The sequence below is a fragment of the Algibacter sp. TI.3.09 genome (assembly GCF_038154905.1).
GTDB lineage: Bacteria > Bacteroidota > Bacteroidia > Flavobacteriales > Flavobacteriaceae > Algibacter.
In genome coordinates, this window is record NZ_JBAKAN010000001.1 from 1,476,796 (window position 1) to 1,500,542 (window position 23,747).

27 protein-coding genes are annotated in these 23,747 nt (G+C 32.5%); 11 read left to right on the forward strand and 16 right to left on the reverse strand.

Annotated features, from left to right (window positions below):
- Positions 1-16 precede the first annotated feature (16 nt).
- The 6 genes from porD to V6246_RS05845 all read right to left on the reverse strand — a co-directional run bounded on the left by porD (position 17) and on the right by V6246_RS05845 (position 4,893).
- Positions 17-904 (reverse strand): type IX secretion system protein PorD, encoded by an 888-nt coding sequence (gene porD / locus V6246_RS05820; RefSeq protein WP_341559575.1) that lies wholly within the window; start codon positions 902-904, stop codon positions 17-19.
- Positions 897-2,108: a bifunctional phosphopantothenoylcysteine decarboxylase/phosphopantothenate--cysteine ligase CoaBC gene (gene coaBC, locus V6246_RS05825; RefSeq protein WP_341559576.1), complete on the reverse strand. Its 1,212-nt coding sequence runs from the start codon at positions 2,106-2,108 to the stop codon at positions 897-899. The genes porD and coaBC overlap by 8 nt, the downstream gene beginning before the upstream one ends.
- A 104-nt stretch (positions 2,109-2,212) precedes the next feature.
- The gene (locus tag V6246_RS05830; RefSeq protein ID WP_042498299.1) at positions 2,213-2,542 is read right to left on the reverse strand and encodes a DNA-directed RNA polymerase subunit omega; all 330 of its coding nucleotides are present in this window, start codon (positions 2,540-2,542) and stop codon (positions 2,213-2,215) included.
- 14 nt (positions 2,543-2,556) lie between these two features.
- On the reverse strand, positions 2,557-3,357 hold the full coding sequence (locus V6246_RS05835; protein WP_159021026.1) for an outer membrane protein assembly factor BamD: 801 nt from the start codon (positions 3,355-3,357) through the stop codon (positions 2,557-2,559).
- Positions 3,358-3,494: 137 nt separating this feature from the next.
- Positions 3,495-4,373: a 4-hydroxy-tetrahydrodipicolinate synthase gene (gene dapA, locus V6246_RS05840; RefSeq protein WP_341559577.1), complete on the reverse strand. Its 879-nt coding sequence runs from the start codon at positions 4,371-4,373 to the stop codon at positions 3,495-3,497.
- Position 4,374: 1 nt separating this feature from the next.
- Positions 4,375-4,893: a DUF6913 domain-containing protein gene (locus V6246_RS05845; protein ID WP_445818986.1), complete on the reverse strand. Its 519-nt coding sequence runs from the start codon at positions 4,891-4,893 to the stop codon at positions 4,375-4,377.
- Between the two features lie 58 nt (positions 4,894-4,951).
- Between V6246_RS05845 and V6246_RS05850 the strand changes: the two genes are divergently transcribed.
- From V6246_RS05850 to V6246_RS05860, 3 genes are read left to right on the forward strand one after another with little or no spacing between them, the layout of a single operon-like run.
- Positions 4,952-5,710, forward strand: a complete 759-nt coding sequence (locus V6246_RS05850) for a 5'-nucleotidase (protein WP_341559579.1) — start codon at positions 4,952-4,954, stop codon at positions 5,708-5,710.
- Position 5,711: 1 nt separating this feature from the next.
- On the forward strand, positions 5,712-6,629 hold the full coding sequence (locus tag V6246_RS05855) for a bifunctional metallophosphatase/5'-nucleotidase (protein WP_341559580.1): 918 nt from the start codon (positions 5,712-5,714) through the stop codon (positions 6,627-6,629).
- A gap of 52 nt (positions 6,630-6,681) precedes the next feature.
- The gene (locus V6246_RS05860; RefSeq protein ID WP_341559581.1) at positions 6,682-7,425 is read left to right on the forward strand and encodes a YoaK family protein; all 744 of its coding nucleotides are present in this window, start codon (positions 6,682-6,684) and stop codon (positions 7,423-7,425) included.
- On the opposite strand, the gene V6246_RS05865 is transcribed toward V6246_RS05860, so the two are convergent.
- From V6246_RS05865 to V6246_RS05880, 4 genes are all read right to left on the reverse strand, one after another.
- The gene (locus V6246_RS05865; protein WP_341559582.1) at positions 7,418-8,158 is read right to left on the reverse strand and encodes a hypothetical protein; all 741 of its coding nucleotides are present in this window, start codon (positions 8,156-8,158) and stop codon (positions 7,418-7,420) included. The two genes, V6246_RS05860 and V6246_RS05865, sit on opposite strands and share 8 nt — an antisense overlap.
- A 77-nt stretch (positions 8,159-8,235) precedes the next feature.
- Complete coding sequence (ligA, locus tag V6246_RS05870; protein WP_341559583.1) at positions 8,236-10,239, reverse strand: NAD-dependent DNA ligase LigA; 2,004 nt, start codon at positions 10,237-10,239, stop codon at positions 8,236-8,238.
- A gap of 157 nt (positions 10,240-10,396) precedes the next feature.
- Entirely contained in the window at positions 10,397-11,266 is an 870-nt protein-coding gene (gene prmC / locus V6246_RS05875; protein WP_341559584.1) for a peptide chain release factor N(5)-glutamine methyltransferase, read from the reverse strand.
- 63 nt (positions 11,267-11,329) lie between these two features.
- On the reverse strand, positions 11,330-11,821 hold the full coding sequence (locus V6246_RS05880) for a GNAT family N-acetyltransferase (protein WP_341559585.1): 492 nt from the start codon (positions 11,819-11,821) through the stop codon (positions 11,330-11,332).
- Positions 11,822-11,875: 54 nt separating this feature from the next.
- Here V6246_RS05880 and V6246_RS05885 point away from each other — a divergent pair, with 54 nt between their 5' ends.
- The 4 genes from V6246_RS05885 to V6246_RS05900 are packed head-to-tail and all read left to right on the forward strand — an operon-like array spanning position 11,876 to position 14,579.
- Positions 11,876-12,331 (forward strand): LEA type 2 family protein, encoded by a 456-nt coding sequence (locus V6246_RS05885; protein ID WP_159021036.1) that lies wholly within the window; start codon positions 11,876-11,878, stop codon positions 12,329-12,331.
- Positions 12,332-12,333: 2 nt separating this feature from the next.
- Entirely contained in the window at positions 12,334-13,365 is a 1,032-nt protein-coding gene (ribD, locus tag V6246_RS05890) for a bifunctional diaminohydroxyphosphoribosylaminopyrimidine deaminase/5-amino-6-(5-phosphoribosylamino)uracil reductase RibD (RefSeq protein ID WP_341559586.1), read from the forward strand.
- Complete coding sequence (locus tag V6246_RS05895; RefSeq protein ID WP_341559587.1) at positions 13,358-13,969, forward strand: HAD family hydrolase; 612 nt, start codon at positions 13,358-13,360, stop codon at positions 13,967-13,969. The genes ribD and V6246_RS05895 overlap by 8 nt, the downstream gene beginning before the upstream one ends.
- Position 13,970: 1 nt before the next feature.
- Positions 13,971-14,579 carry an IMPACT family protein gene (locus V6246_RS05900; RefSeq protein ID WP_341559588.1) on the forward strand — a complete coding sequence of 203 codons (609 nt, stop codon included), beginning with the start codon at positions 13,971-13,973 and terminating at the stop codon, positions 14,577-14,579.
- Between the two features lie 18 nt (positions 14,580-14,597).
- Here V6246_RS05900 and V6246_RS05905 read toward each other — a convergent pair whose 3' ends face one another.
- The gene (locus tag V6246_RS05905) at positions 14,598-15,002 is read right to left on the reverse strand and encodes an acyl-CoA thioesterase (protein ID WP_341559589.1); all 405 of its coding nucleotides are present in this window, start codon (positions 15,000-15,002) and stop codon (positions 14,598-14,600) included.
- Between the two features lie 181 nt (positions 15,003-15,183).
- On the opposite strand from V6246_RS05905, the gene dnaA reads away from it, so the two are divergent.
- Genes dnaA through V6246_RS05920 form a run of 3 tightly spaced genes read left to right on the forward strand, consistent with a single transcriptional unit; the run spans position 15,184 to position 17,797 of the window.
- Entirely contained in the window at positions 15,184-16,611 is a 1,428-nt protein-coding gene (dnaA, locus tag V6246_RS05910) for a chromosomal replication initiator protein DnaA (RefSeq protein ID WP_159017702.1), read from the forward strand.
- Between the two features lie 12 nt (positions 16,612-16,623).
- Positions 16,624-17,079, forward strand: coding sequence for a low molecular weight protein-tyrosine-phosphatase (locus tag V6246_RS05915; RefSeq protein WP_341559590.1), 456 nt, complete (start codon positions 16,624-16,626; stop codon positions 17,077-17,079).
- A gap of 1 nt (position 17,080) precedes the next feature.
- Positions 17,081-17,797: an SAM-dependent methyltransferase gene (locus V6246_RS05920; protein WP_341559591.1), complete on the forward strand. Its 717-nt coding sequence runs from the start codon at positions 17,081-17,083 to the stop codon at positions 17,795-17,797.
- Between the two features lie 12 nt (positions 17,798-17,809).
- Here V6246_RS05920 and V6246_RS05925 read toward each other — a convergent pair whose 3' ends face one another.
- From V6246_RS05925 to dapF, 5 genes are all read right to left on the reverse strand, one after another.
- Entirely contained in the window at positions 17,810-18,472 is a 663-nt protein-coding gene (locus V6246_RS05925; RefSeq protein ID WP_341559592.1) for a peptidoglycan-binding protein LysM, read from the reverse strand.
- Between the two features lie 110 nt (positions 18,473-18,582).
- The gene (locus V6246_RS05930) at positions 18,583-19,491 is read right to left on the reverse strand and encodes a DUF2279 domain-containing protein (protein WP_341559593.1); all 909 of its coding nucleotides are present in this window, start codon (positions 19,489-19,491) and stop codon (positions 18,583-18,585) included.
- A gap of 2 nt (positions 19,492-19,493) precedes the next feature.
- Positions 19,494-20,537 (reverse strand): endolytic transglycosylase MltG, encoded by a 1,044-nt coding sequence (gene mltG / locus V6246_RS05935; RefSeq protein ID WP_341559594.1) that lies wholly within the window; start codon positions 20,535-20,537, stop codon positions 19,494-19,496.
- Entirely contained in the window at positions 20,538-21,062 is a 525-nt protein-coding gene (locus V6246_RS05940; RefSeq protein WP_341559595.1) for a GNAT family N-acetyltransferase, read from the reverse strand.
- The gene (dapF, locus tag V6246_RS05945) at positions 21,059-21,832 is read right to left on the reverse strand and encodes a diaminopimelate epimerase (protein ID WP_341559596.1); all 774 of its coding nucleotides are present in this window, start codon (positions 21,830-21,832) and stop codon (positions 21,059-21,061) included. Before dapF ends, V6246_RS05940 begins: the two co-directional genes overlap by 4 nt.
- A gap of 321 nt (positions 21,833-22,153) precedes the next feature.
- Between dapF and V6246_RS05950 the strand changes: the two genes are divergently transcribed.
- Positions 22,154-23,563 (forward strand): trypsin-like peptidase domain-containing protein, encoded by a 1,410-nt coding sequence (locus V6246_RS05950; RefSeq protein ID WP_341559597.1) that lies wholly within the window; start codon positions 22,154-22,156, stop codon positions 23,561-23,563.
- Positions 23,564-23,747: the final 184 nt, after the last annotated feature.

Consider the following 23,747-nt stretch of genomic DNA (forward strand, 5'->3'; position numbering starts at 1 on the left):
GTATAAAAGTGTTATTCTAAAACTTAATGTTACTCCATTTAGAACTGTGCATGGGCGCAATACGTTGCAGTGTTTCTTTTAAACTTGCAATATTTACGTTTGGACCATCGCTAAAAATTTGTTCTAACTCGTCGGCCTTTGCGTCAAAAAACGTTCGTAATAAAAAAGAATTAGGTCTACGACTATTCATATCTTTAAATGTAGAAAGTGCCGATGCAATCTCTTCTTTACCTTTTTTATTATTTTCTGCCATAACATCCATACCTGCTCTGTGGTAAGTATACATAACCTCACGAAACTCTTTAAACGTAGGCGACATAATGTTATCGATAAGTGCAAAACGACTTTGTAAACCATCTTCTAGCTTCCAACCTGCAGAATTACTTTGCTGAGAATAATTTGTAATAATTTGCGCTTGCTTAAAATATGGATCGCCACCTTTTTCTGTGAACGAATCGGCATCTAAACCGAGAATCATATATACATGAAACCCTAACACAGAAACTAAATTAGATTCGTATTGCGTAGGATTAAAGATTAGGTTTTGAAATTCTAAATATCTAAAATTAAAATCTTTATCGTTAAAATTATAAATTGGAGAACTGTATGATGAGCCGTAAGTTGGTCGAGAAGATTGTACTTGTAACGTTGCACTAAAAGACTCTCCACTGTACTCAACAATATTAATAAACATACTACAATCTAAACGCTCTTGTGGTGCAAACTTCTGGTTAGTCCATTTTGTTTTATTTACAAACTCGGTAAGTTGTTTTTCTAGAGTTTTAAAAATAGGAAAGTTTTCGTTTCCGGTTTGTTGCGCATTAACAATCACTTTACAGTTTAGTTCTTGCGAAATACCCGTGAAACTTAATACTAACAATAAAACAACTAATATGTTACGCATGTATATTTTCAATAATTTTGTTTAACAAATCTATCGCCACATCGGCTTTTGATTTTAGGCTATTTTCGGTAATATTACCAGCATCATCAATAAAAGTAACCTTATTGGTGTCGCCTTTAAAACCAGCCCCTTTATCATTTAACGAATTTAAAACAATTAAATTTAAATTCTTTCTTTTTAATTTTCCTTTTGCATTTTCGAGCTCGTTGTTAGTTTCTAAAGCAAAACCAACTAAGTATTGACTTGTTTTAATATCGCCTAACGAAGCTAAAATATCTTTAGTACGACCTAACTCTAACGTTAACGTATCACTTTTCTTTTTTATTTTCTGATTAGAAACTTCTTTTGGAGTAAAATCGGCAACTGCTGCAGAAAGCACAGCAACATCAACAGTATTGAAATGCTCATGAACCGCATTATACATATCGGCAGCACTAACAACCGGCACTACCTTTATTAAAGAATGTGATACCTTTTGATGTGTTGGTCCTGATATTAAAACCACCTCAGCTCCAAGGTTAGCAGATGCTTTTGCTATTTCAAAACCCATTTTCCCACTAGAATGATTACCAATAAAACGCACAGGATCTATGGCTTCGTAAGTTGGTCCTGCAGTAATCAATATTTTTTTTCCGCGTAGTGGTAATTTACCTAAGATATCTTCTTCAATAAAAGACACAATATCTTCGGGTTCTGCCATCCGGCCCTCGCCTACTAAACCACTCGCTAATTCTCCGCTTCCAGCAGGTATCATAATATTCCCAAAACTCTGAAGCTTTTTAAAAGATTCTAATGACGCGGGATGCTTATACATATCTAAATCCATTGCTGGTGCGAAATACACCGGACATTTAGCTGATAAATATGTAGCTAGAAGTAAATTATCGCTAGTACCATTCATCATTTTAGATAAGGTATTTGCTGTGGCAGGCGCAATAATAAAAACATCGGCCCAAAGTCCTAAATCAACATGGTTGTTCCAGGTGGCATTATCATCTTCTTCATTTGTAAAAGTAGAATGTACCGAGTTTTTAGAAAGTGTAGATAAGGTTAAAGGTGTAACAAACTCTTTAGCAGCAGGCGTCATCACGACTTTTATGTTTGCGCCAGATTTAACAAATAACCTAACTAACGAAGCCGTTTTATAAGCTGCAATACCTCCCGTAACTCCTAACAGTACATTTTTACCGTTTAAAATACTCATAAAATAGATGCTTCAATTTTAATTTTTACCTAATAACCTAAGAAACTCCAAGCCTATTATTATAATTGGTTTGGAGTTTAAATATTGTAAAGAAATTTAAGAATTTACTCTTGAGTATCTTCTTCTGTATTTCTAAAATAAATTTTATCTGTTAACCATTCTTGAACAGCTAATGAATGAGGTTTTGGTAATTTTTCGTAAAATTTAGACACCTCAATTTGCTCCTTATTTTCAAAGATCTCTTCAAGACTATCGTTATAAGTAGCAAATTCTTCTAACTTATCGATTAATTCTTTTTTAATCTCCGTATTAATTTGCTCTGCACGTCTTGATATGATTGAAATTGACTCGTAGATGTTCTCTGTTGGCTCATCTATTTGATTTCTATCATACGTAATCGTATTAACGGGAGCATTGGTTTTCTTTAAATCCATTTTGGTCTTGTTATTTAACTTTTTGTGCTATATTTTTCTAAAGCGCCGTTTAATTCTCCTGCCATATCATCTGCTTGCGAAATGAACTCAGAGTTTACATAAGCTTTTTTAAAGCTTTCGTAAAATTCTTTAGCTTGTTTTAAACGTACTTCTTTTTTTCGTTCTACACTATTCATTGCTAATTTATGTGCAGAATCTAATCTGTAAAACAAAGCTTTCTCTCTTAAAGAAGATCCTGGAAAATCGAAAATAAAATTATTAAATGATTTTATTGACGCTTCAAAATCTGATATTAAATTGTACTGCTTTGCTATACTGTATGCTTTATTCTCTAATTTAAAATCTAACTCTTGTACCAAAGTATTTGCATCGGCAACATATTTAGATTCTGGAAACACATTAATAAATGTTTGCAATTTCTCAATAGCTTCAACCGTTTGCTTTTGATCTTTAGTGTAAGCTGGTGAAAGCATTGAATAACTTTTTGCACTTAAAAAAGAAGCTTCTTCTTGCTTTTCACTATTTGGATAACTTGATGCAAAACGTTCAAATTGATATCCTGCTACATAATAATCTCCCATTTCATAGAAAGAATTAGAATATAAATACATCAATTTTTCTGCTTGAGGCTTTCCTCTATAATTTGGTACAATTTGAGCAAATAACCTATTGGCTTTTGCAAATTTACCTTCGTTATATAATTCTTCACCCATTTTAAATTTGGTGGCAATATCTTCAGATTTTAAAACCTTTTGATACTCGCTACAACTACTTAAAACAGTGAATACTAATAAAATGTAAAAAAACTTTTTCATAAATATAAAAGAGGATGCAAAATTAGGTTAATAATATGGATATTAAAAATATTATTTTCAATCCAAACTTTTGCTAAAATAGAGGCTTAAACCCAGTAATCATAAGGTTTAAGTTATATTTAACACTGAAAAAATATTTAATAAGCTTCTACAAAATCTTTAATTTTTTGCTTTAAGGCACCTGTTGCGGGTACTAATGGCAACCTCACAGTATCTTCACATAAGCCTAAAGCTTGAAAAACGGCTTTAATTCCAGATGGGTTATTCTCCTCGAATATATAATCTATAACATTCATTAATTTAAAATGAAGTTTGTAAGCCGCTTTATTATCTCCTTTTAATCCTAAACGAATCATTTCAGAGAAGTCTTTAGGAAATGCTTGCCCTATTACAGAGATAACTCCTGCTCCACCGGCTAAAACAATAGATAATGCTAAATCATCATCCCCAGAAATCACTAAAAAATCTTCTGGTTTATTCTTTATTAATTGTAAATACTGAGCCACGTTATTTCCTGCTTCTTTTACAGCAATAACATTTTTAAAATCGTTTGCCAATCTTAAAGTTGTATTAACATCCATATTTTTAGATGTTCTACCTGGTACATTGTAAAGTATAATGTCTACAGGCGAAACTTCAGATATAGCTTTAAAGTGCTGATAAATCCCTTCTTGAGTTGGCTTACTGTAATAAGGCGTAACCGATAAAATGGCATCTATACCACTTAAATCTGTTGTCTTAATTTCTTCAATAACTTGCATAGTGTTATTACCACCAATACCTAAAACTAAGGGCACACGACCGTTATTAGCTTTAGAAATTGTTTCAACAATAGCTTTCTTTTCGTCTTTAGTAATTGTTACACTCTCGGCAGTTGTGCCACTAATTACCAAATACTCTGTACCATTATCAATATTGAAGTTTACAATATTGGTTAATGCTTCATGATTTACTGTTAAATCATCATTAAAAGGCGTTACCAATGCCACTCCAGTTCCAAGAAACTTACTATTCATTCTAAATTTTATTTAATATTTTTAAGTATTTAAAAGTTTCGGTTTTAAATAAATCGAACTCTTTTAAGTTTGTTTTTATAATTAAATCGTTAATGCGCTCATCACTTTGCAATATTCCAATCTTAAATTTCGCCTTAGATTTCGCAGTAATTAACTTCAATTCTAAAATATCGGTATCATAATAGCTAACTAAAACATCAAATTTAGTATTTAAAAACCCTTCTAATTCTGGATTTTTAATAGCACCTCTCCAACCAAAATCTTTAGGATTATAACAATTATCCCAAGTCTTTAAATCTTCTTTTTCACTCTGAGAAAAGGCTATGATTTTCAATTTATTAGACTTTACTTTTAGGGTATCTGCTAACGAATTGAACATCTCAAAATCGTCAATTTCATCTAAATTTAGAATCACCCCTAAACTCTCAACATCACTATCGGCAACCTCCAATTGGCGTTCCAATAATAATTTGTTCAAGTATTTTTTATTAGATTTTTCTTTAAAACCCTTTAAAATCATTTACCTTTATCCTTTGCGCAAAGGTAGCAAAAGTACATTCAAAAAATTAGTTTAATATATGAGGATTACATATTTATTTATTTTGTTAAATATTTTTGTTTTTTCAGGGTGTAAAGATCAAAAATTACATCTCACAAAAATTGAAGGTAAGCAAATTACCATTACAGATTCTTTAGGCGGGAATAGTGAAATTGAAGCTTACATAAAACCTTTTAAAGATAGAATTGAAAAAGATCTTGATAGCGTTTTAGCCTATTCTGCAGACACCTACACTAAAAAAGATGGCGAATACAATACTGCCATAGGTAATTTTATGGCCGACGCCGTTTACAGCGAATCTAACCCGATTTTTAAAAGTAGAACAGGAAAAGACATTGATATGGTTTTATTAAATCATGGTGGTATTCGTTCTATTTTATCAAAAGGAAATGTTTCAAAACGAACTGCTTTTGGCTTAATGCCTTTTGAAAACAGTATTGTTGTTGTTGCTTTAAAAGGTGAACAAGTAGATAGTATAATGCATTACTTATCTCGAGGAAAACGAGCACATCCGGTTTCTGGAATTAAATTAACATTGGATAAAGATGATAATATTCTTGAAGCCAAAGTAAATGGCAAAAGCATAGAAAAAGATAAAACTTACTATGTTGCAACAAACGATTACTTGTATAGTGGAGGAGATAATATGACCTTTTTTAAAACAAACGATAGTCTATACGTTTTAGATTATAAAATAAGAAATGCGCTAATTGATAAGTTTATGAAACTGGATACCATTAACCCGGTAATAGACGATAGATTCACTCAAATTAAATAATATGAAACGTAGAGACTTTATACAACAAGCCACAGCTGGAACTGCATTAGCTACACTTGGCAGCATGGGACTTCAATCGTTCACTACGCTTGATAAAACATCTAAAATAACAATTCTACATACTAACGATGTACATAGCCACATTGATGCTTTTGGACCTGAAGATGGTCGAAATGCTAACAAAGGTGGTGTTGCACGTAGAGCAAATTTAGTAGATTCTATAAGAAAAGAAAACCCAAACACCTTACTATTAGATGCTGGTGATATTTTTCAAGGCACACCCTATTTTAATTATTACGGTGGAGAATTGGAATTTAAACTAATGAGTAAATTAAAATATGATGCCGCAACTATTGGTAATCATGATTTTGACAATGGTATCGATGGTTTGTACGCTCAATTACCACATGCTGAGTTTCCTTTTATTACAGCAAACTACGATTTCTCTAACACTATAATGGACACGCATACCAAACCTTATAAAATATTTATAAAAGATGGTATAAAAATAGGCGTTTTTGGTTTAGGCATAGAGCTAACTGGCTTGGTAGACAAAAGCATGTTTAAGGAAACAAAGTATTTAGATCCTGTTGAAACGAGCCAAGAAATGACGCGTATTTTAAAAGAAGATGAACACTGCGATTTAATTATTTGTTTATCTCACTTAGGGTATCATTATAAAAACAACCCAGATAAAATAGACGATTTAAAACTTGCCGGAGCAACAAAAGATATAGATTTAATTATCGGTGGCCACACGCATACATTCTTAAAAAAACCAACAGTTGTAAAAAATATTGACGGCAAAAACACACTTGTTAATCAAGTAGGCTGCTATGGTATTAACCTAGGAAAAATAGATTTCTATTTCGATTCTAATAAAAATAAATCAGCCAACGGGACTTCTATAATTGTGTAATGCTGCAACTATTTATGAACTGAATTAAGAATACCTCTAAAAAGAGTATAACATGTTTAGACATCAAGGCAAAAGCAGAACTTTAAAACACAACCTGCAAATTGCCACTGTTTTGTCTTTAGCTGCTGGAATAATAAATGTTACCGGATTTTTATCATTTAAGCAATTAACCACAAATGTAACAGGGCATTTTGCCCTCTTTATATACGATCTTGCTAATTTTGAATTTTGGAAAGGCACCATCTATTTTCTATATATTTTTTCCTTTCTTCTTGGTTCTTTTGCTTCAAGCTTTTTAATTGAAAAATATAGGGTTAATAAAAAACTCAACGTTTTTGTTATCCCTACTTTAATAGAAAGCTTAATTTTAATTTCTATTGCGGTAACAAGCAACTTTGTAGAAATAACTTATCCTAATTTTATAGTCTGTGCAATGCTTTTTGCAATGGGCCTACAAAACTCATTTGTTACTAAAATTTCAAACGCAGTAGTAAGAACAACGCACCTCACAGGGCTTTTTACAGATTTAGGTATAGATTTGTCCCATTTATTATTCCCAGAATCTCATCCTGATCGAGCCAAGTTAAAAGAGAATATTAAGTTACGTATATATATAATTTCTTCTTTCTTTACAGGAGGTTTAATAGGTGGATTTTTTTATTCTGAAGTTCATTTAAAATTAAATACCCTGATACTTGCGGCATTAATTTTACTATCAAGTTTATTTTACGACGACTTTAGGTATCAACTCATAAAAACAAAAAGAAAGTACACGCAACGAAAAAACCTTACTTAAGGTGTGGATAATGCTCGTCTTCTCTAGGGCTAACATTCGGCAATCGGGATTGTTCGTAGAAAAAGTAAAAAGCCCCTAAAACCAATGTTGTAGCTAGAAAGTTTAATAAGCTACTTTGAGAAATATAAATGTTAGCAATATCTATTACTTCGGAAAAAACAAGGCACAACACTCCAAAAAATAAGAAAAGTGATTTTTCGTTATCACGATAAAAATAATTCAATAACGATAAAGACAACACTAATAGAATAATAATATTGTATGTGTTTTCTAGAAAATAAATACTATTTGTTAATAAATTAGGTTGCTCAATGGCGTATAAAACATAAATTAAATAAGCATCTAAAATAAGTAAAACAAATAAATGAATCTTCAAGTTTCTAAACACATATTTAAAATTTATAGACTGACACATCTTAAAAAACAACATAAAATAAGCCAAAACATATAAACTGTTTCCTAAATAATAGGCATATTGGTAATAATCAGAGCTTGTATCAGGATAAGCAATTTTATCAAAAATAGCCAACAAATCGGCCAATGCAAATAGCACAAAAAACATTAAAAACAGCTTGTTTTTTGGCTTAACCGAAATTATATAACGAGCAACTACTAGCGGTATAATAAGAGACTCGAAGTAAAATGCCCATCCTGGGTTTCCGTTAAATTCGAAAACAACAAAAAACACATAAACAACTGCAATTAATATTATAAAGATTTTCGTTTTGTACATATTTGCTTCTAAAACCGAAGCAAATATAAACAAATAGCTCAATTTGATAGAGTTAAAATGCGTTTAATCGATTATTTTTATTCAAAACCTATCTTTTGCAAGAATTCAGCTTCGTTAACCAATTCAACATTTAACTTCTCTGCTTTCTCTTTTTTACTAGGTCCCATTTTATCTCCAGCAACTATAAAACTTGTTTTAGATGAAATAGAACTACTCACTTTCCCTCCGTTATCTTCAATCAGTTTTTTCAGTTCATTTCTAGAAACCGTTTCAAAAACTCCAGTAACAACTATAGATTGACCAGCAAGTAAACTTGTTTTCCCTACCAACTCCTCTGCAGACATTTCTAACTGAACACCAAAAGATTTCAATCGGTTTATAATATTATTATTTTCTTCGGAAGTAAAAAATAAACAAACACTCTCTGCTATTTTTATTCCAATCTCGTCAACATTAACAAGTGCTTCTTGTGTTGCTTCTCGAACCGCATCTATACTTTTATAATGTCTTGCTAACTTTTTCGCCACCGTTTCGCCAACATAGCGAATACCTAAAGCAAAAAGAACACGCTCGAAAGGGATGTTTTTTGATTGCTCGACACCTTGAATTAATTTTTCGGCACTTTTTTCGGCCATACGCTCCAACGGAATAACCTGTTCTTTAGTCAATTCATATAAATCGGAATAATTAGTAATTAAACCTTCATTAACTAAAAGGGCAACCGTTTCACCTCCTAAACCATCGATATCCATTGCTTTACGTGAAATATAATGCTGAATTCTTCCAATAATTTGAGGATTACATCCATTATAATTCGGGCAATAATGCTGGGCTTCACCAACTTTACGCTCTAAAGCAGTATCACATTCCGGACAATGGGTTATATATAATGTAGGCTCAGAATTTGCTGGTCGCTCACTTAAATCGACACCCAAAATTTTAGGAATTATCTCCCCTCCTTTTTCAACATAAACCATATCACCAACACGTACATCGTGCTTTTCTATTTGATCTGCATTATGTAAAGATGCACGTTTAACCGTTGTTCCCGCAAGCTCTACGGGCTCTAAATTCGCTACAGGCGTAATAGCTCCCGTTCTACCAACTTGGTAAGAGATACTGTTTAATCGTGTAGAAACCTGCTCGGCTTTAAACTTGTAAGCCATAGCCCAACGTGGTGCTTTGGATGTAAAACCAAGCTCCTCTTGCTGCTGTAAGCTATTCACTTTTACAACAACACCATCAGTTTCAAAAGGAAGATCATGACGATGTATATCCCAATAATTTATAAAGTCTAAAACTTGGTCTATAGAATTTGCCAGTTTAGCAACTTCAGGAACTTTAAAACCCCATTGACGTGCTTTTTCTAAACTCTCAAACTGATTAGAAACACCTAAATTTCCGCCTGTTAAATTATACAATAAACACTCCAAAGGGCGCTTAGCAACTTCTGCACTATCTTGCAACTTTAAACTTCCTGACGCTGTATTCCTCGGATTTCTATAAGGCTCTTCCCCTATTTCAATCCGGTCTTCGTTCATTTTATTAAACCCTTCAAAAGGCAATACAATTTCTCCTCGAATATCAAATACTGGAGGATAATCACCTTTCAATTTTAAAGGTACAGACTTTATAGTTTTTACGTTAGCCGTAACATTATCGCCCTGAAAACCATCACCACGAGTTACCGCTTTTTCCAACACACCATTAATATATGTTAAACTTATGGATGCACCATCATATTTTAACTCACAAGTATATTGAACATCACCATCTATCATTTTTTTAATTCGAGTTTCCCAATCAAGCAAATCTTCTTTAGAATATGAATTATCTAAAGAATACATACGCTGCGCATGCTTAATGGTCTCGAAGTTTTTGGTAATCGCACCACCTACACGTTGTGTTGGCGAATTAGCATCGGTAAACTCAGGATGTTTAGCTTCTAATTCTTGAAGTTCTTTTAACTTTATATCAAAATCGTAATCGGAAATAGTCGCATTATCCAACACATAATAGTTATGGTTGTGCATACGTAATTCGTCACTTAACTCCTGAATTTGCTTTTTAATGTTGCTCATTGATGTGGGTATACTTTGCTTGAATTTATATTCAATTGAAATGATTCAGCACTTTTAATTTTATGCTTCAAATTTAGGAAATACTATCTAAATAGAAAACTACTAAAAAGCATCAATCTCTTATTGCTAAAACTGAAATGGAATTATTTATTGCTAGTTATAATGTTGCTTGTTCCGTAAAAACACCATTAATCATTCTATCTTTTCTAAACATATCTTGTTTTAAATGGATGTCATTAAAATGATTTCCTTTTAATAATTGAATCATCTCGTTTCCTAAATATTCATTTATTTCAAAAAACAGAAGGCCGTTTTCCTTTAAGTTATGACTTGCAAATTCGGTAATGGCTTTGTAGAATTCCAACGGATTTTCATCATCAACAAAAAGTGCCAAATGCGGTTCGTTTTCTAACACGTTAGTTTGCATTAACTTTTTCTCTAAATGACGCACATAAGGCGGGTTAGAAACAATAATATCAAATTTAGTATCCACTAATAATTGCTCACCTTCAACCGATAATATATCTTGATTAATAAAAGTAATAGCCACCTGGTTCAACTCGGCATTTTCTCGAGCAACCTTTAAAGCCTCAACACTAACATCTAATGCGAAAACATTTGCATTTGGTAAGTTTTTGGCAATAGAAATAGCGATACAACCACTACCAGTACCTATATCTAAAATATTTATGCTTTTATTTTCTTCTACCGATTTTAACACCCAACTTACCAACTCTTCAGTTTCTGGTCTTGGGATTAAAGTGTTATCGTTTACCTTAAACGTTAATCCGTAAAACTCGGTTTCACCTAAAATATATTGAATTGGTATTTGTTGCTCTAACAATATTAATGCTTCTAAAATAAGTGCCTCGTTTTCGACCTCTAAATCGCGATCCATTGCTAATTGTAAACGTGTTACTTTATAATAGGTTTCAATTAAAATATAAAAGAAACTATCGACTTCTTCTAATTGAAAAAACGGATCTAACTTGTCGTGAAATATTTTCTGAATGTCTTTTAACTTCATTTTTTCAATAATTAGAAATACTTAGTGCATTTACTCTTGTCAATTTTGATTCAAACTAAAAAACTATAAATCTCTTAGCATCCAAACACCACAAGAAAAGTGCCCAGTATCACCCAAAGCCTTGTCTAAGTGTTTAAAACCATGAGTTTCATAAATATGAATAGCCGCTTTTAACTGTGTTGACGATTCAATATAACATTGTTTATACCCCAAAGATTTAGCAGCTTCTAGGCATTTAGAAAACAAAAGCTTACCGTAACCTTTACCTCTAATTTTAGATGAAAAATACATTTTCTGAATTTCACAAACCGTAGTTTCAAAACCGCTTAAGGGTTTAAAACCACCGCCTCCTAAAATTTCACCATCTGCTTCAATAACAAAATAAACATCATTTGCATTTTGGTAAACCTGAAAAATTTGTTTGGTTTCCGGATCGGTGTAAGCCGTACCTTCTAAAGGAATATTAAACTCATGAAAACACGCCCTGATAACTTGCTCGATTCCTGCGTTGTCATTAGGCCCAATTTCTCGAATAACTATATTATCTTTGTTCACTATAAAACTTTGCTTTTTGTCTGGTGAAGATACAGTAAATCCGAAAAAAACGTAATGAAGAAACTCATAATTTTATCAACACTACTCATCTCTTTTCTAAATTGTACTGTAACCGAAAAACCGACTTTTATAGGTGTACAAAACATTAAAATCTTAGAGTCAACATCTAAAAACGTAACATTTACAGCCGATGCTCTGTTTTTAAACCCTAACGATATTGGAGGCGAATTGCAAACCGATGCTATTAAAATATTTGTTAACGATAATGAAATGGGACATATATCGGCAGAACATTTTGATGTTCCGGCAAAAAAAGAATTTACAATTCCGTTAAAAGCTCAAATTCCAACAGACAGTATTTTTAGTAATAAAAACCTAAGTGGATTATTAGGGAGCTTATTTAGCAAAAAGGTTAAAATTCAATACACAGGAGAAATCAATTATAAAACCTTTGGTTTTTCGCATAGTTATGCTGTTGACGAAACCCAAAACGTTAAAATAAAATTTTAATATTGAATACACACGAAACCTACATAACACGCTGTTTAGAAATTGCCAAAAACGGACTAGGAAGCACACGCCCAAACCCAATGGTTGGTAGTATAATTGTTTGCAATAACAAAATTATTGGCGAAGGCTATACAAGTGCATACGGTGGAAATCACGCCGAAGTAAACGCCATAAATTCTGTAAACGATAAAACACTTTTAAAACAAGCCACCATATATGTTACACTAGAACCTTGCGCGCATTATGGAAAAACACCACCTTGTAGCGACTTAATTATTAAACACCAAATACCCAATGTAGTAATTGGTTGTGTAGACGATTTTGAAAAAGTAGCAGGCTTAGGTATAAAACGATTAAAAGCAGCCGGATGTAACGTAATTGTTGGTGTTTTAGAAAAAGCATGTCGAGAGCACCACAAACGCTTTTTTACATTTCATAATAAAAAAAGACCTTATATTATCTTGAAATGGGCAGAAACTAGCGATGGCTTTATTGCTCCAACAAGTAAAGATGAACAAAAACCAGTTTGGATTACCAACACCTACTCTAGACAATTGGTACACAAATGGCGTGCAGAAGAACAGGCTATTTTAGTTGGCACACAAACAGTGGTAGCTGATAATCCATCTTTAACAACTCGTGATTTTTCTGGCAACAATCCTATTAGAATTGTTTTAGACAAAACAGAACGACTGTCTGATAATTTAGCTATTTTTAATGATGCCGCTCAAACTATTCGGATCACCGAAAAAAACATCAATAAAAATTCCGAGACTATAGATTGGAATTCAAAAACCGACATAGCAAAACAGATAAGCACTATACTCTATAATAATAACATAAATTCTGTAATTATTGAAGGTGGCGCACAAACATTACAAACGTTTATAGATGAAAATCTTTGGGACGAAGCTCGAGTTTTTACTGGACAAACAACATTTAAAACTGGTGTTAAAGCACCACATATTTCAGAACAATTAGCTCTTGAAGAATACATACTTACAGATCTTTTAAAAATATATAAAAATGATTAGAACATTAATTTTCGATTTCGGAAACGTATTTATAAACCTTGATATCGATGGCGCTGCTAAATATGCTTTTGAAACCTTAGAAATTGATTCTTTTTCTGAAGAAATTACAGCGTTTAACAGCTTTTACGAACAAGGCTTAATTTCAACAGAAGAATTTTTAAGTTTTTATAAAGAAAACTTCCCTAAACTTTCGGAAGAAGATTTGATTTACACATGGAATTACATGCTAAAACACTTCCCTAAAGAAAGATTAGAGTTTATAAAAAGTCTCAAAGCCTCTGGAGAATACAAACTTATTTTATTAAGTAACACCAACGAACTTCATATAGATTCTATCAAAGAAAGTCTTTCTTTCTACGATGAATTTAAAAACTGTTTCGATGCTTTTTACTTATCTCACGAAATAAATTTAAGAAAACCTAATGCCGATATTTTTGAATTTGTTTTAAATGAAAATAAATTAAATGCCGATGAGTGCTTGTTTATTGATGATAACCAAGATAACATTGAAACTGCAAAAGGTTTAAAATTTGCTACTTGGCATATAAATCCAGAAACCGAAGACGTTTGCACTTTATTTGAAACCAAAAGCAACTTGTTTTAATTTGACTGAAAAAGACACTTATAAAACTATTACCAAAGCCATAGAACCTGTTTTGTTTAAAGATAAAAACAGTAAATTCTTTGGCTATACCTTTCCTGTTTTAAATGAAGATGATGTAAAACTTCATATAGAAGGATTAAAAAAAGAACACCATTCTGCCAGACATTGGTGCTACGCCTATCAAATAGGTACAGAAACCATAAGTTATCGTGCTAATGATGATGGCGAACCCAACAACAGCGCTGGTATGCCCATTTATGGCCAAATTCAATCTTTTGATATTACAAACATCTTAATTGTAGTTGTTCGCTATTTTGGAGGCGTTAAACTAGGCGTTGGTGGCTTAATAAATGCATACAAAACCACCGCGCAACTTGCTTTAGAAGCTTCTAAAATTATAGAAAAAACAATTAATATAGATTACTTAATTACTTTCGATTATAAAAACATGAATAAAGTAATGCGTGTTATTAAAGAACGTAACTTAAATATCACAAATCAAAAATTAGAATTAGACTGTCAGATTACAATTTCCGTTAGAAAAAAAGAATCTGAAGCCGTTTTTGAAAAATTTAATCATCTTTTTGAAATAGAAATCAAGCAAATTTAATTTCAACCAAAAAAAAATTTATCCTTCAAGAATATCCAAAATATATTGAGGTGCTTTTGTTGGACGCTTCGTTTTCATGTCTACAAACACTAAAATTGTGCTCGCCGTAGACAAAAGCTCACCTTGCTCATTTGTAATTTCGTACTCGAATTCTATTTTGGCGGTGGGCTTTTTTGTGAGTTGTGTTTTTACATTAATTAGGTCATCGTAACCTGCTGGTTTTTTATAATTTACATTCAAAGAAACCACTGGCAACATAATTCCATTTTCTTCCATAGTTTTATATGAAATGCCTAATTTTCTTAGCCATTCAATACGGCCCATTTCTAAATATAATGCATAATTTCCGTGATAGACAACTCCCATTTGGTCTGTTTCACCGTATCTCACTCTTATTTGTATTTCATCGGATTTCACGAACATATTTGAATATTTTTTTGTAGTTTCGACATGTGCTTAAACTTGAGGAAAAAATTCCAATTATTCAATAGTAATTCATTTTTTTTTTAAGAATTTTGTTCACATCTTTGCCGAACACAAAATGGGGGGATATGGAAATTCGTTTTTTCATCCATTAATTTAACAAACAACAAGAGTATTTAAAATGAGTATAACTGCGCAAACGGTATGGAATAATTGTCTAGAATTCATAAAGGATAATATTCAACCGCAAGCTTATAAAACCTGGTTTGAACCAATAATAGCAGTTAAACTAACTGATAATGCTTTAAGCATTCAGGTACCCAGTAAATTCTTCTACGAATGGTTAGAAGAGCACTATGTTAAAATCTTAAAAGTATCCCTAACTAAAGAATTAGGTGAAAAAGCCAAGCTAGTTTACATTATTAAAATGGAAAACACGTATGGCAACAAACAACCTTTTACAGAAAGAATTCCGAGTTCTAACAGAAGTGGTTTAAAATCACAAGATGTAGACATTCCTTTAAATAATAAAAATCCAGAATTACGTAATCCGTTTGTAATTCCAGGAATTAGAAATGTAAAAATAGAGTCGCAATTAAACCCTAATTACAGTTTCGAAAACTTTTTAGAAGGTGATTCTAACCGTTTAGCTCGAAGTGCAGGATTAGCTGTAGCGGCTAAGCCAGGTGGCACATCTTTTAATCCATTATTAATTTTTGGTGGTGTTGGCTTAGGTAAAACGCATTTAGCGCACGCTATTGGCGTTGATATTAAAGATAAATACCCTGAAAAAACGGTTTTATATATTTCTGCTGAAAAATTTACGCAACAATATATAGATTCTGTTAAGAAAAATAATAGAAACGATTTTATTCATTTCTATCAAATTATAGATGTTTTAATTATTGATGATGTGCAATTCCTAACGGGAAAAACGGGAACACAAGATGTTTTCTTTCACATTTTTAATCATTTACATCAAAATGGAAAACAAGTGATATTAACAAGTGATAAAGCACCTGTTGATATGCAAGATATTGAACAACGTTTATTATCTCGTTTTAAATGGGGACTATCAGCAGAGTTACAACATCCTGATTTTGAAACACGTGTTTCTATCTTAAAGAATAAATTATATCGTGATGGTGTTGAAATGCCTGATGATATTATAGATTATGTTGCTAAAAACATAAAAACTAATGTTCGTGAATTAGAAGGCGCTATAATTTCTTTAATAGCACAATCATCTTTCAACAAAAAAGAAATCACCATTGATTTAGCGAGAACTATTGTTGAGAAGTTTGTAAAAAACACAAAACGCGAAGTTTCTATAGATTACATTCAAAAAGTAGTATCGGATTATTTCCAAATGGATATTGATACACTACAATCTAAAACTAGAAAACGCCATATTGTACAAGCCAGACAATTAGCTATGTTCTTTGCTAAGAAATTAACAAAAGCATCATTAGCAAGTATTGGTTCTCAAATAGGCAAACGCGATCACGCAACCGTTTTACACGCATGTAAAACTGTAGATAACTTATCTTCAACAGATAAACAATTTAAAAAATATGTTGAAGACATTTCTAAAAAACTTTCTGTTTAAAACTGTTTTAAAATGACTAAAATTCTGATGGTATGCTTGGGAAACATTTGTCGTTCTCCACTTGCCGAAGGTATTTTAAAAACAAAACTACCAAAACATTTCATTGTAGATTCTGCAGGAACCGCAAATTACCATACCGGTAATGCGCCAGATCCTCGTTCTATTGCTGTAGCTAAAAAGTATGGCATAAATATTTCAAACTTAAGAGGAAGGCAATTTTCGGTTTCCGATTTTGACACCTTCGATCTTATTTATGTTATGGACGACTCTAACTACAACAATGTTATAAAATTAGCGCGAAACAATGAAGATATCTCTAAAGTAAACTTCATTTTAAACGAAATTTACCCAGCTCAAGATTTTAATGTGCCAGATCCTTATTATGGAGGAACTAATGGATTTGAAAACATTTACAACATGCTAAATGAAGCGTGTATAACTATTGCCCATAATTTAACTTCGGAATAAAATGACATCTGCTATAGGCCAACTTTACTTAATACCAACCACTTTAGGAGACAACAATCCGCTTGATGTTTTACCTATAACTGTAAAAAACACTATAGATAAAATTGATGTTTTTATTGTTGAAAACGAAAAAACAGCACGTCGATTTATAAAGAAGATATGTCCAGAAAAATCGCAACCCACTTTACAGTTGTTTCTTTTAAACAAACGTACCGAAGCTAGTGAGTTACCAGCATTTTTAAATCCATGTTTAACGGGTATTAATGTAGGTCTTCTATCTGAAGCAGGTTGTCCTGGTGTTGCAGATCCAGGAGCTGATGTTGTAAAAATAGCACATGAAAAAAATATAAAAGTAGTGCCACTTGTTGGACCATCGTCTATTTTAATGGCCATGATGAGTTCCGGAATGAACGGACAGAGCTTTGCTTTTAACGGCTACTTACCTATTGATAAAGCTGAGCGCAAAGCCGAAATTAAGCGCTTAGAACGCTTATCTTTCGAACACGATCAATCTCAGTTATTTATTGAAACTCCGTATAGAAACAACAAAATGCTAGAAGATTTAAGTAGTATTTTGGAGAAAAATACAGATATCTGTGTGGCTTGTGATATTACTTTAGACACCGAGTTTATAAAAACTAAAAATGCCGCAGCATGGCAAAAAAATAGCGTTGACCTTCATAAAAGACCAACGCTATTCATTATACATAAAAGCTAATTTAAACCCCTTTTAGATTGCTTTTGCACGTCTATCTGGTTTAACAAACGAAGTGTCGTAACCAGAAAATCGCTTCATGTAATACTGTACTGTGGTTCCAAAACCATCAGCGAAGTTATCTAAACCATAACTCCTTAAATAAGTTTTAACACTGCCCGGACCTGCTAAATGTGCCGCTGCCAGAATACCAGATTCTGTAACTAACACACCGTTAATGCGGCGTCCTACAAAGTTTTTAATGTCACGTCGCAAAATCCATTTGTTTCTTGCAGCGTTGGCAATAAATGCCTTTTCTTGTAATTTAGGGCTTTTCAAAAACGCCTCAGGATTATTAATCCCAATCATCTTTAAAGTTTCAGTCCCAAATTGATATTTGCCTAAATAGCCAAAAGTATTTACAGTTGTGTAATTACCTCTAGATTCTTTAAAGCCTATAGCTTCTTTAAATCCTACAAATGATTTTCCCAAAAATGGAGAAAACACATTGTCCTCGTCGTTTGACAGTAAAACATCTTCTTTGATATCTTCGTCCAGACTTACAGTGTAATTTAACTCTAAGCCTGCTGTTGAATATTTACTTAAATCTACGATCGCATCATTAGATGAAAACGACACACTTAACACAATTACTGTAAAAAGTACCAAGACTAAGTAACTTGCAATATTCTTTGTCATAATGTCTAAATTCTTCAGTGAAATTACAATTTAAATTCACCTGAAATTTTGAGCGTGCAAAAGTACGCCTTTTTCTAAAACTAACAAAATTAATCGTTTAACGACACGAATCAAATGTACAATAGATGAAATACACAGCCTTTTTTACCAAATTCGAGAGTTGGAAATGGTATTTTTATCATATTAAAAACACTAAAAACAGTTTTTAGAAAGGCTGAATTTGTTTTTATATGTTCTAAATCAATATCGAGACTTAAGAAGACTTGCCTGTACCGTAAATCACTAATTAACAATTCGTTAACATTACCGTTTACACCAGACAACATGCCTTCTCCGCCGTAACCTACTGCAAGATTAAGCCATTTTGGTATCTTACTTTCCTTGAAAAACGCATGCATGTTAGCACTAAGCCAATAGGTTTGCCCATTATAATCCTTTAGCACCTCTTCTAATAGTCCGTTTCCGAGCTTATCTGGGTTTTGTTTAGCGTATTTTGTTTGATGAAAACTATATTTAAGTGCAATTCGTTGTTCTTTCCATAATAATTCTTGCCCAATGTACAAACTTGTACCCGATGCATTCGCTAAAATATCACCCCAAGAAAAACCCCATTCTTCAGAATAACCATCGAGCATTTCTACAGCAGTAAGAAACCCAAAACCTAATGTAGCGCCATATAAAAGTTGATCTTTTTCACTTACACCACTCCAATTTAAAAGTTGTGCACCATGTTTCCCCATTTGGTAAGCAGAAAAGGCATGACCAAACTTATCCATTTGCAACCACTCATCATTATCATTTAAAGTATGGAATTTAGAACGCTCGTAATCGGCATACCACAGCTGGTTTAACCCAATTAAAGTAATGCTCGCAAGTGCAGCTTCACTATAAACCACAGCATTGCGTCGTGATGTATTTAAAGAATCACTTGGTATAAAGAAAGCGTTAAATCTCGTTTGAGAAAAAGCAACCGACGACACTAAAAGTAAAAATAGCGCGTACTTCACTTTAAAAGCCATCACTATTTATTAATACCTTGAGCAGATAAAAAACGTTGATATTCTCTAGCATTTACATTATGCTGCGCTAAAGTTTTAGCAAACTTATGGAAACCAAACTTTTTAGCATTTGCTGCAAAGTATAGATATTGATGCTTTTGGTAATTTAAAACCGCATCTATAGCCGAGATATCGGGCATAGCAATTAAACCCGGAGGTAAACCACGATTTTGGTAAGTATTATAAGGAGACTCAATATCCTTATGCACATTTAAAACACGCTTAATTATTGTGTTTTTGTACTTAGGTAATTGATAAGCAGCAAATTTTAAAGTAGGATCGGCTTGTAAAGGCATACCAATTCTTAACCTATTCATGTACACACCTGCAATGGTTGGTTGTTCGCTAGCTTGCTTAGACTCCTCGTAAACAATAGAGGCCAATGCAATTACTTCATTAGGTTCTAAACCAATAGCTTCAGCTTTTTTTGTTCTAGTCGAATTCCAAAAGCGCTTATATTCTTTAAGCATTCTATTTCTAAAACCTTCTGCATCGGTGTTCCAGAAAACCTCGTAACTGTTAGGTAAATACATTCCTAAAGCTGTAGCTTCATTAAACTTATTTTCAGCTAAAAACGTTTTATCCGTCATGGCTTTCAACAAAGACAAACTATCAGCTTCAATTTCCTTAGAAACACGCCCTGCTAGTTTTTCTAAAGTAGATTGATTATTAAAAGACACTTTAATAGCTATATTACCACTTCTTATAGAATTGATAATATCATTATTAGTCATCCCTTTTTCTATAGCAAACTTCCCTGCTCTAATATTAGAGGTGTATTTTTTTTGTTCAGATAAATCATCAAACGATTCAATATCGTCTAGTAAAGGCTCTAATTGACTTCTCACCTCGCTATAAGTTGCATTACTAGATATATAAACATAAGCCGTTTCATTATTAAAAGCCGTATTTGGCCTTAGCATTGCTTTGTAAACAAAGTTTGCAAAAAATGCGGCAACAAGAAGCCCAATAACAGCAAGAGCAATAAGTATTTTTTTTATGTACATTTAATTTTTAATAAGCTGAAATAAATATTCGTTTTTATAAGAACCATTAACATAGTTCCAATCTTTTTTTAATCCAATTTGTTCGAACCCCTGATTGGTAAACAATTTGATACTCGTAGTATTTTCTTCGGAAATATTACAATATAACTGATGAAGATCCAAATGTGTAAAACTGTAGTTTATCAATAAAGCCAGAGCTTCCTTACCTGCACCTTTACTCCTATTTACTTCATCTTTAATTAAAACCCCAATACCAGCACGACCATTTTTAAAATCGAAATCGAACAAATCAATTAAGCCAATAGCTTTATTTTCATTTGTAGAAATCACCAAACGCAGTTGCTTTACATCGTAAATATCTCGGTGAGCTTCCTCTAAATATTGCCTTATTAAAAACTTAGAATATGGCGTTTGTGTATTACTAATTTCCCAAACAGCCTCGTCGTTTTCTACAGCATGAATAAATTCTAAATCCTCAGGCTCTAAAGCGCGCAAATAGATATGTTCGCCTTTTAGAGTTATCATATATCGCCTTTAAACACAAATTTTGCAGGACCAATAAGCCAAACATTTTTGTAAACACCATTCTCAACATCGAAACTCACTTTCAATTTTCCACCCTGAACGTTTAATTTAATCAAGGTTTCTGTAGTTTCATTTATAGCATGCATAGCAATAGCAACGGCCGTTACACCTGTTCCACAAGATAAAGTTTCATCTTCAACACCACGCTCGTAAGTACGTACTCTAAACACTTCATCATTTACCTTTTTTACAAAATTTACGTTTGTACCTTCAGTAAAATAAGGCTCGCCATTTCTAATTTTAGAACCTTTTTCCTTAATATCGAAATATTCAATAGCATCTTCGAATTGCACATGGTGTGGCGATCCGGTATTTAAAAACACATGATTATCAAACTTTTCTACAACATCAACATCCAACATTTGTAACTTCACAATATCACCTTCAATTTCAGCATGATGTAAACCATCTATAGCTTCAAAAACAGCTTTATCTTCAATAACACCCAAATGTTTTGCGAAAGCAACCAAACAGCGACCTCCATTTCCACACATGGTACTTTCGTTACCATCGGCATTATAATACACCATTTTAAAATCTAGTGTATCATGATTTTCCAGAAGAATAAGTCCGTCTGCTCCTATCCCAAAACGTCTATCGCATAAAAAAGCAATGTTTTTGGTATCTCTTCTATTGAACGCTTGCTGACGGTTATCAACCATCACAAAATCGTTCCCTGTTCCTTGATATTTATAAAAAGTCTGTTGCATAATATGTCAACAAATATATGAATAAAGAATGTAATTTTCCGTTCAGTAATTGAGGAAATAATGTAGAAAAATGCAAAATTAAAGCAACAAACAGTTTTTAACTTCACAATACAATTTAAGCGCCTAAAACCATATTAAAATACTAATTACAAATATCTTAATTCTAAAAACTAACAGAACAATACGCTTTACCGCTCTGTTAAACAGGCGTTAAAGTGCACGTTAAAAATCGTTAAAAATAAATTTCATGTTCTGTAAATAATTAATTTTAATTGTTCAATAGATGGAACACGATTTTAAACACTCAAAATTATAGATTATATGAAGAAGATTTTAACCTTAGTAATGGTATCCGTATTAGGTGGTGTTATAACCCTTGGTGCATACAAAGTTTTTTTAGAAAAAGACAACACCGTAGTTGTTGCAGCAAATAACGAGCAACCTACTTTTTTACCAACCAATAATTTAAACATGGCACTTAACGCTGCGGAAAATACAGATTTTACAACTGCCGCAGATAATACGGTTCACGCTGTGGTACACGTAAAAAACGTAACTATTAGCTCTGGACAAATGACCTTGCAAGATTTCTTTTCCGGAAGAAGCCCTCAACGTGCGCAAATGGGTACAGGTTCTGGGGTAATTATTAATGCCGATGGCTATATTGTTACCAATAACCACGTTATTAAAAACGCCAGCGAACTTTCGGTTACATTAAACAACAATAAAACGTATACTGCTGAAGTTGTTGGAACCGATCCAAAAACTGATATCGCGCTGTTAAAAATTGATGCTGATGAAGATTTACCATATGTTACTTTTGGAGATTCTGATGGTGTGCAAATTGGCGAATGGGTATTAGCCGTTGGTAATCCGTTTAACTTAACCTCTACTGTAACTGCAGGAATAATAAGTGCAAAATCTAGAGATTTAACAGGACAAAGTTCTCAATCGTTTCTACAAACCGATGCGGCCGTTAACCCAGGAAACTCTGGTGGTGCACTAGTAAATACTAATGGAGAATTAATTGGTATTAACACGGCCATTTCATCTCAAACTGGTTCTTACGTTGGTTATTCGTTTGCTGTACCAAGTAATATTGCACGTAAAGTTATTGAAGATATAATGGAATTTGGTAACGTACAAAATGGCGTATTAGGAATTCAAGGCGGAACTTTTAATAGCGCTGTGGCGGAAGAAATGGGTGTAAATTACGCCGAAGGTGTTTATGTTGCCGAAGTAATAAAAAACTCTGGAGCCGAAAAAGCAGGTATTAAAAAAGGCGATGTTATTAAAAAATTAGACAATATCGAGATTTCTAAATTTGAAGATTTAAGCGGGTACATTAAAACTAAACGTCCGAACGATGTAATTAATGTAGAATTATACAGAAAGAACGATTTAAAATCTGTTTCGGTAACCTTAACAAAAACTGAAATGTTTACCGTTAACTTCATGAAAATGGATTTACAAGATTTATCAGATTCTTTTAAGGAGAAATATCAAATAGATTACGGCGTAATTATTAAGAATACAGAAAACAAATGGTTGTATTCTAACTTAGGAATTACTGAAGGTTATATTATTACTGGAATTAACGATACTAAAATTAAAAGCATAGATGATATTTCAAAACTGAAAGAGAAATATGGTGAAGATATTTTGGATAACATTAAAAAACTAGAATATATAAATACAAGAAAAGAAAGAAAAGAAGTTCTTTTTAAATAAAAATTGTTTGAATTTGTGTTAGTGAAACCTCTTTAAAGCGTAAAGCTTTAAAGAGGTTTCTTTTTTGCCTTACCTTATATATTTAAGTTGAAAAAACTAAGGAAATATCCAGAAAATTTCAGAAGAAAAAAAATCATAAAACAGTCTACGAAAACGTTTGAAATATGGTATTTTTGCAAAAAAC

Coding starts and splice junctions, on each gene's coding strand:
- dapF (WP_341559596.1), bottom strand. CDS start 21,832: ATGCAACAGACTTTTTATAAATATCAAGGAACAGGGAACGATTTTGTG.
- V6246_RS05930 (WP_341559593.1), bottom strand. CDS start 19,491: ATGGCTTTTAAAGTGAAGTACGCGCTATTTTTACTTTTAGTGTCGTCG.
- V6246_RS05865 (WP_341559582.1), bottom strand. CDS start 8,158: ATGTACAAAACGAAAATCTTTATAATATTAATTGCAGTTGTTTATGTG.
- V6246_RS05915 (WP_341559590.1), top strand. CDS start 16,624: ATGACTAAAATTCTGATGGTATGCTTGGGAAACATTTGTCGTTCTCCA.
- V6246_RS05950 (WP_341559597.1), top strand. CDS start 22,154: ATGAAGAAGATTTTAACCTTAGTAATGGTATCCGTATTAGGTGGTGTT.
- V6246_RS05830 (WP_042498299.1), bottom strand. CDS start 2,542: ATGGATTTAAAGAAAACCAATGCTCCCGTTAATACGATTACGTATGAT.
- dapA (WP_341559577.1), bottom strand. CDS start 4,373: ATGAATAGTAAGTTTCTTGGAACTGGAGTGGCATTGGTAACGCCTTTT.
- porD (WP_341559575.1), bottom strand. CDS start 904: ATGCGTAACATATTAGTTGTTTTATTGTTAGTATTAAGTTTCACGGGT.
- V6246_RS05940 (WP_341559595.1), bottom strand. CDS start 21,062: ATGATAACTCTAAAAGGCGAACATATCTATTTGCGCGCTTTAGAGCCT.
- V6246_RS05850 (WP_341559579.1), top strand. CDS start 4,952: ATGAGGATTACATATTTATTTATTTTGTTAAATATTTTTGTTTTTTCA.
- V6246_RS05895 (WP_341559587.1), top strand. CDS start 13,358: ATGATTAGAACATTAATTTTCGATTTCGGAAACGTATTTATAAACCTT.
- ligA (WP_341559583.1), bottom strand. CDS start 10,239: ATGAGCAACATTAAAAAGCAAATTCAGGAGTTAAGTGACGAATTACGT.
- V6246_RS05855 (WP_341559580.1), top strand. CDS start 5,712: ATGAAACGTAGAGACTTTATACAACAAGCCACAGCTGGAACTGCATTA.
- V6246_RS05920 (WP_341559591.1), top strand. CDS start 17,081: ATGACATCTGCTATAGGCCAACTTTACTTAATACCAACCACTTTAGGA.
- V6246_RS05905 (WP_341559589.1), bottom strand. CDS start 15,002: ATGTTCGTGAAATCCGATGAAATACAAATAAGAGTGAGATACGGTGAA.
- dnaA (WP_159017702.1), top strand. CDS start 15,184: ATGAGTATAACTGCGCAAACGGTATGGAATAATTGTCTAGAATTCATA.
- V6246_RS05835 (WP_159021026.1), bottom strand. CDS start 3,357: ATGAAAAAGTTTTTTTACATTTTATTAGTATTCACTGTTTTAAGTAGT.
- coaBC (WP_341559576.1), bottom strand. CDS start 2,108: ATGAGTATTTTAAACGGTAAAAATGTACTGTTAGGAGTTACGGGAGGT.
- prmC (WP_341559584.1), bottom strand. CDS start 11,266: ATGAAGTTAAAAGACATTCAGAAAATATTTCACGACAAGTTAGATCCG.
- V6246_RS05885 (WP_159021036.1), top strand. CDS start 11,876: ATGAAGAAACTCATAATTTTATCAACACTACTCATCTCTTTTCTAAAT.
- V6246_RS05860 (WP_341559581.1), top strand. CDS start 6,682: ATGTTTAGACATCAAGGCAAAAGCAGAACTTTAAAACACAACCTGCAA.
- V6246_RS05845 (WP_445818986.1), bottom strand. CDS start 4,893: ATGATTTTAAAGGGTTTTAAAGAAAAATCTAATAAAAAATACTTGAAC.
- V6246_RS05925 (WP_341559592.1), bottom strand. CDS start 18,472: ATGACAAAGAATATTGCAAGTTACTTAGTCTTGGTACTTTTTACAGTA.
- mltG (WP_341559594.1), bottom strand. CDS start 20,537: ATGTACATAAAAAAAATACTTATTGCTCTTGCTGTTATTGGGCTTCTT.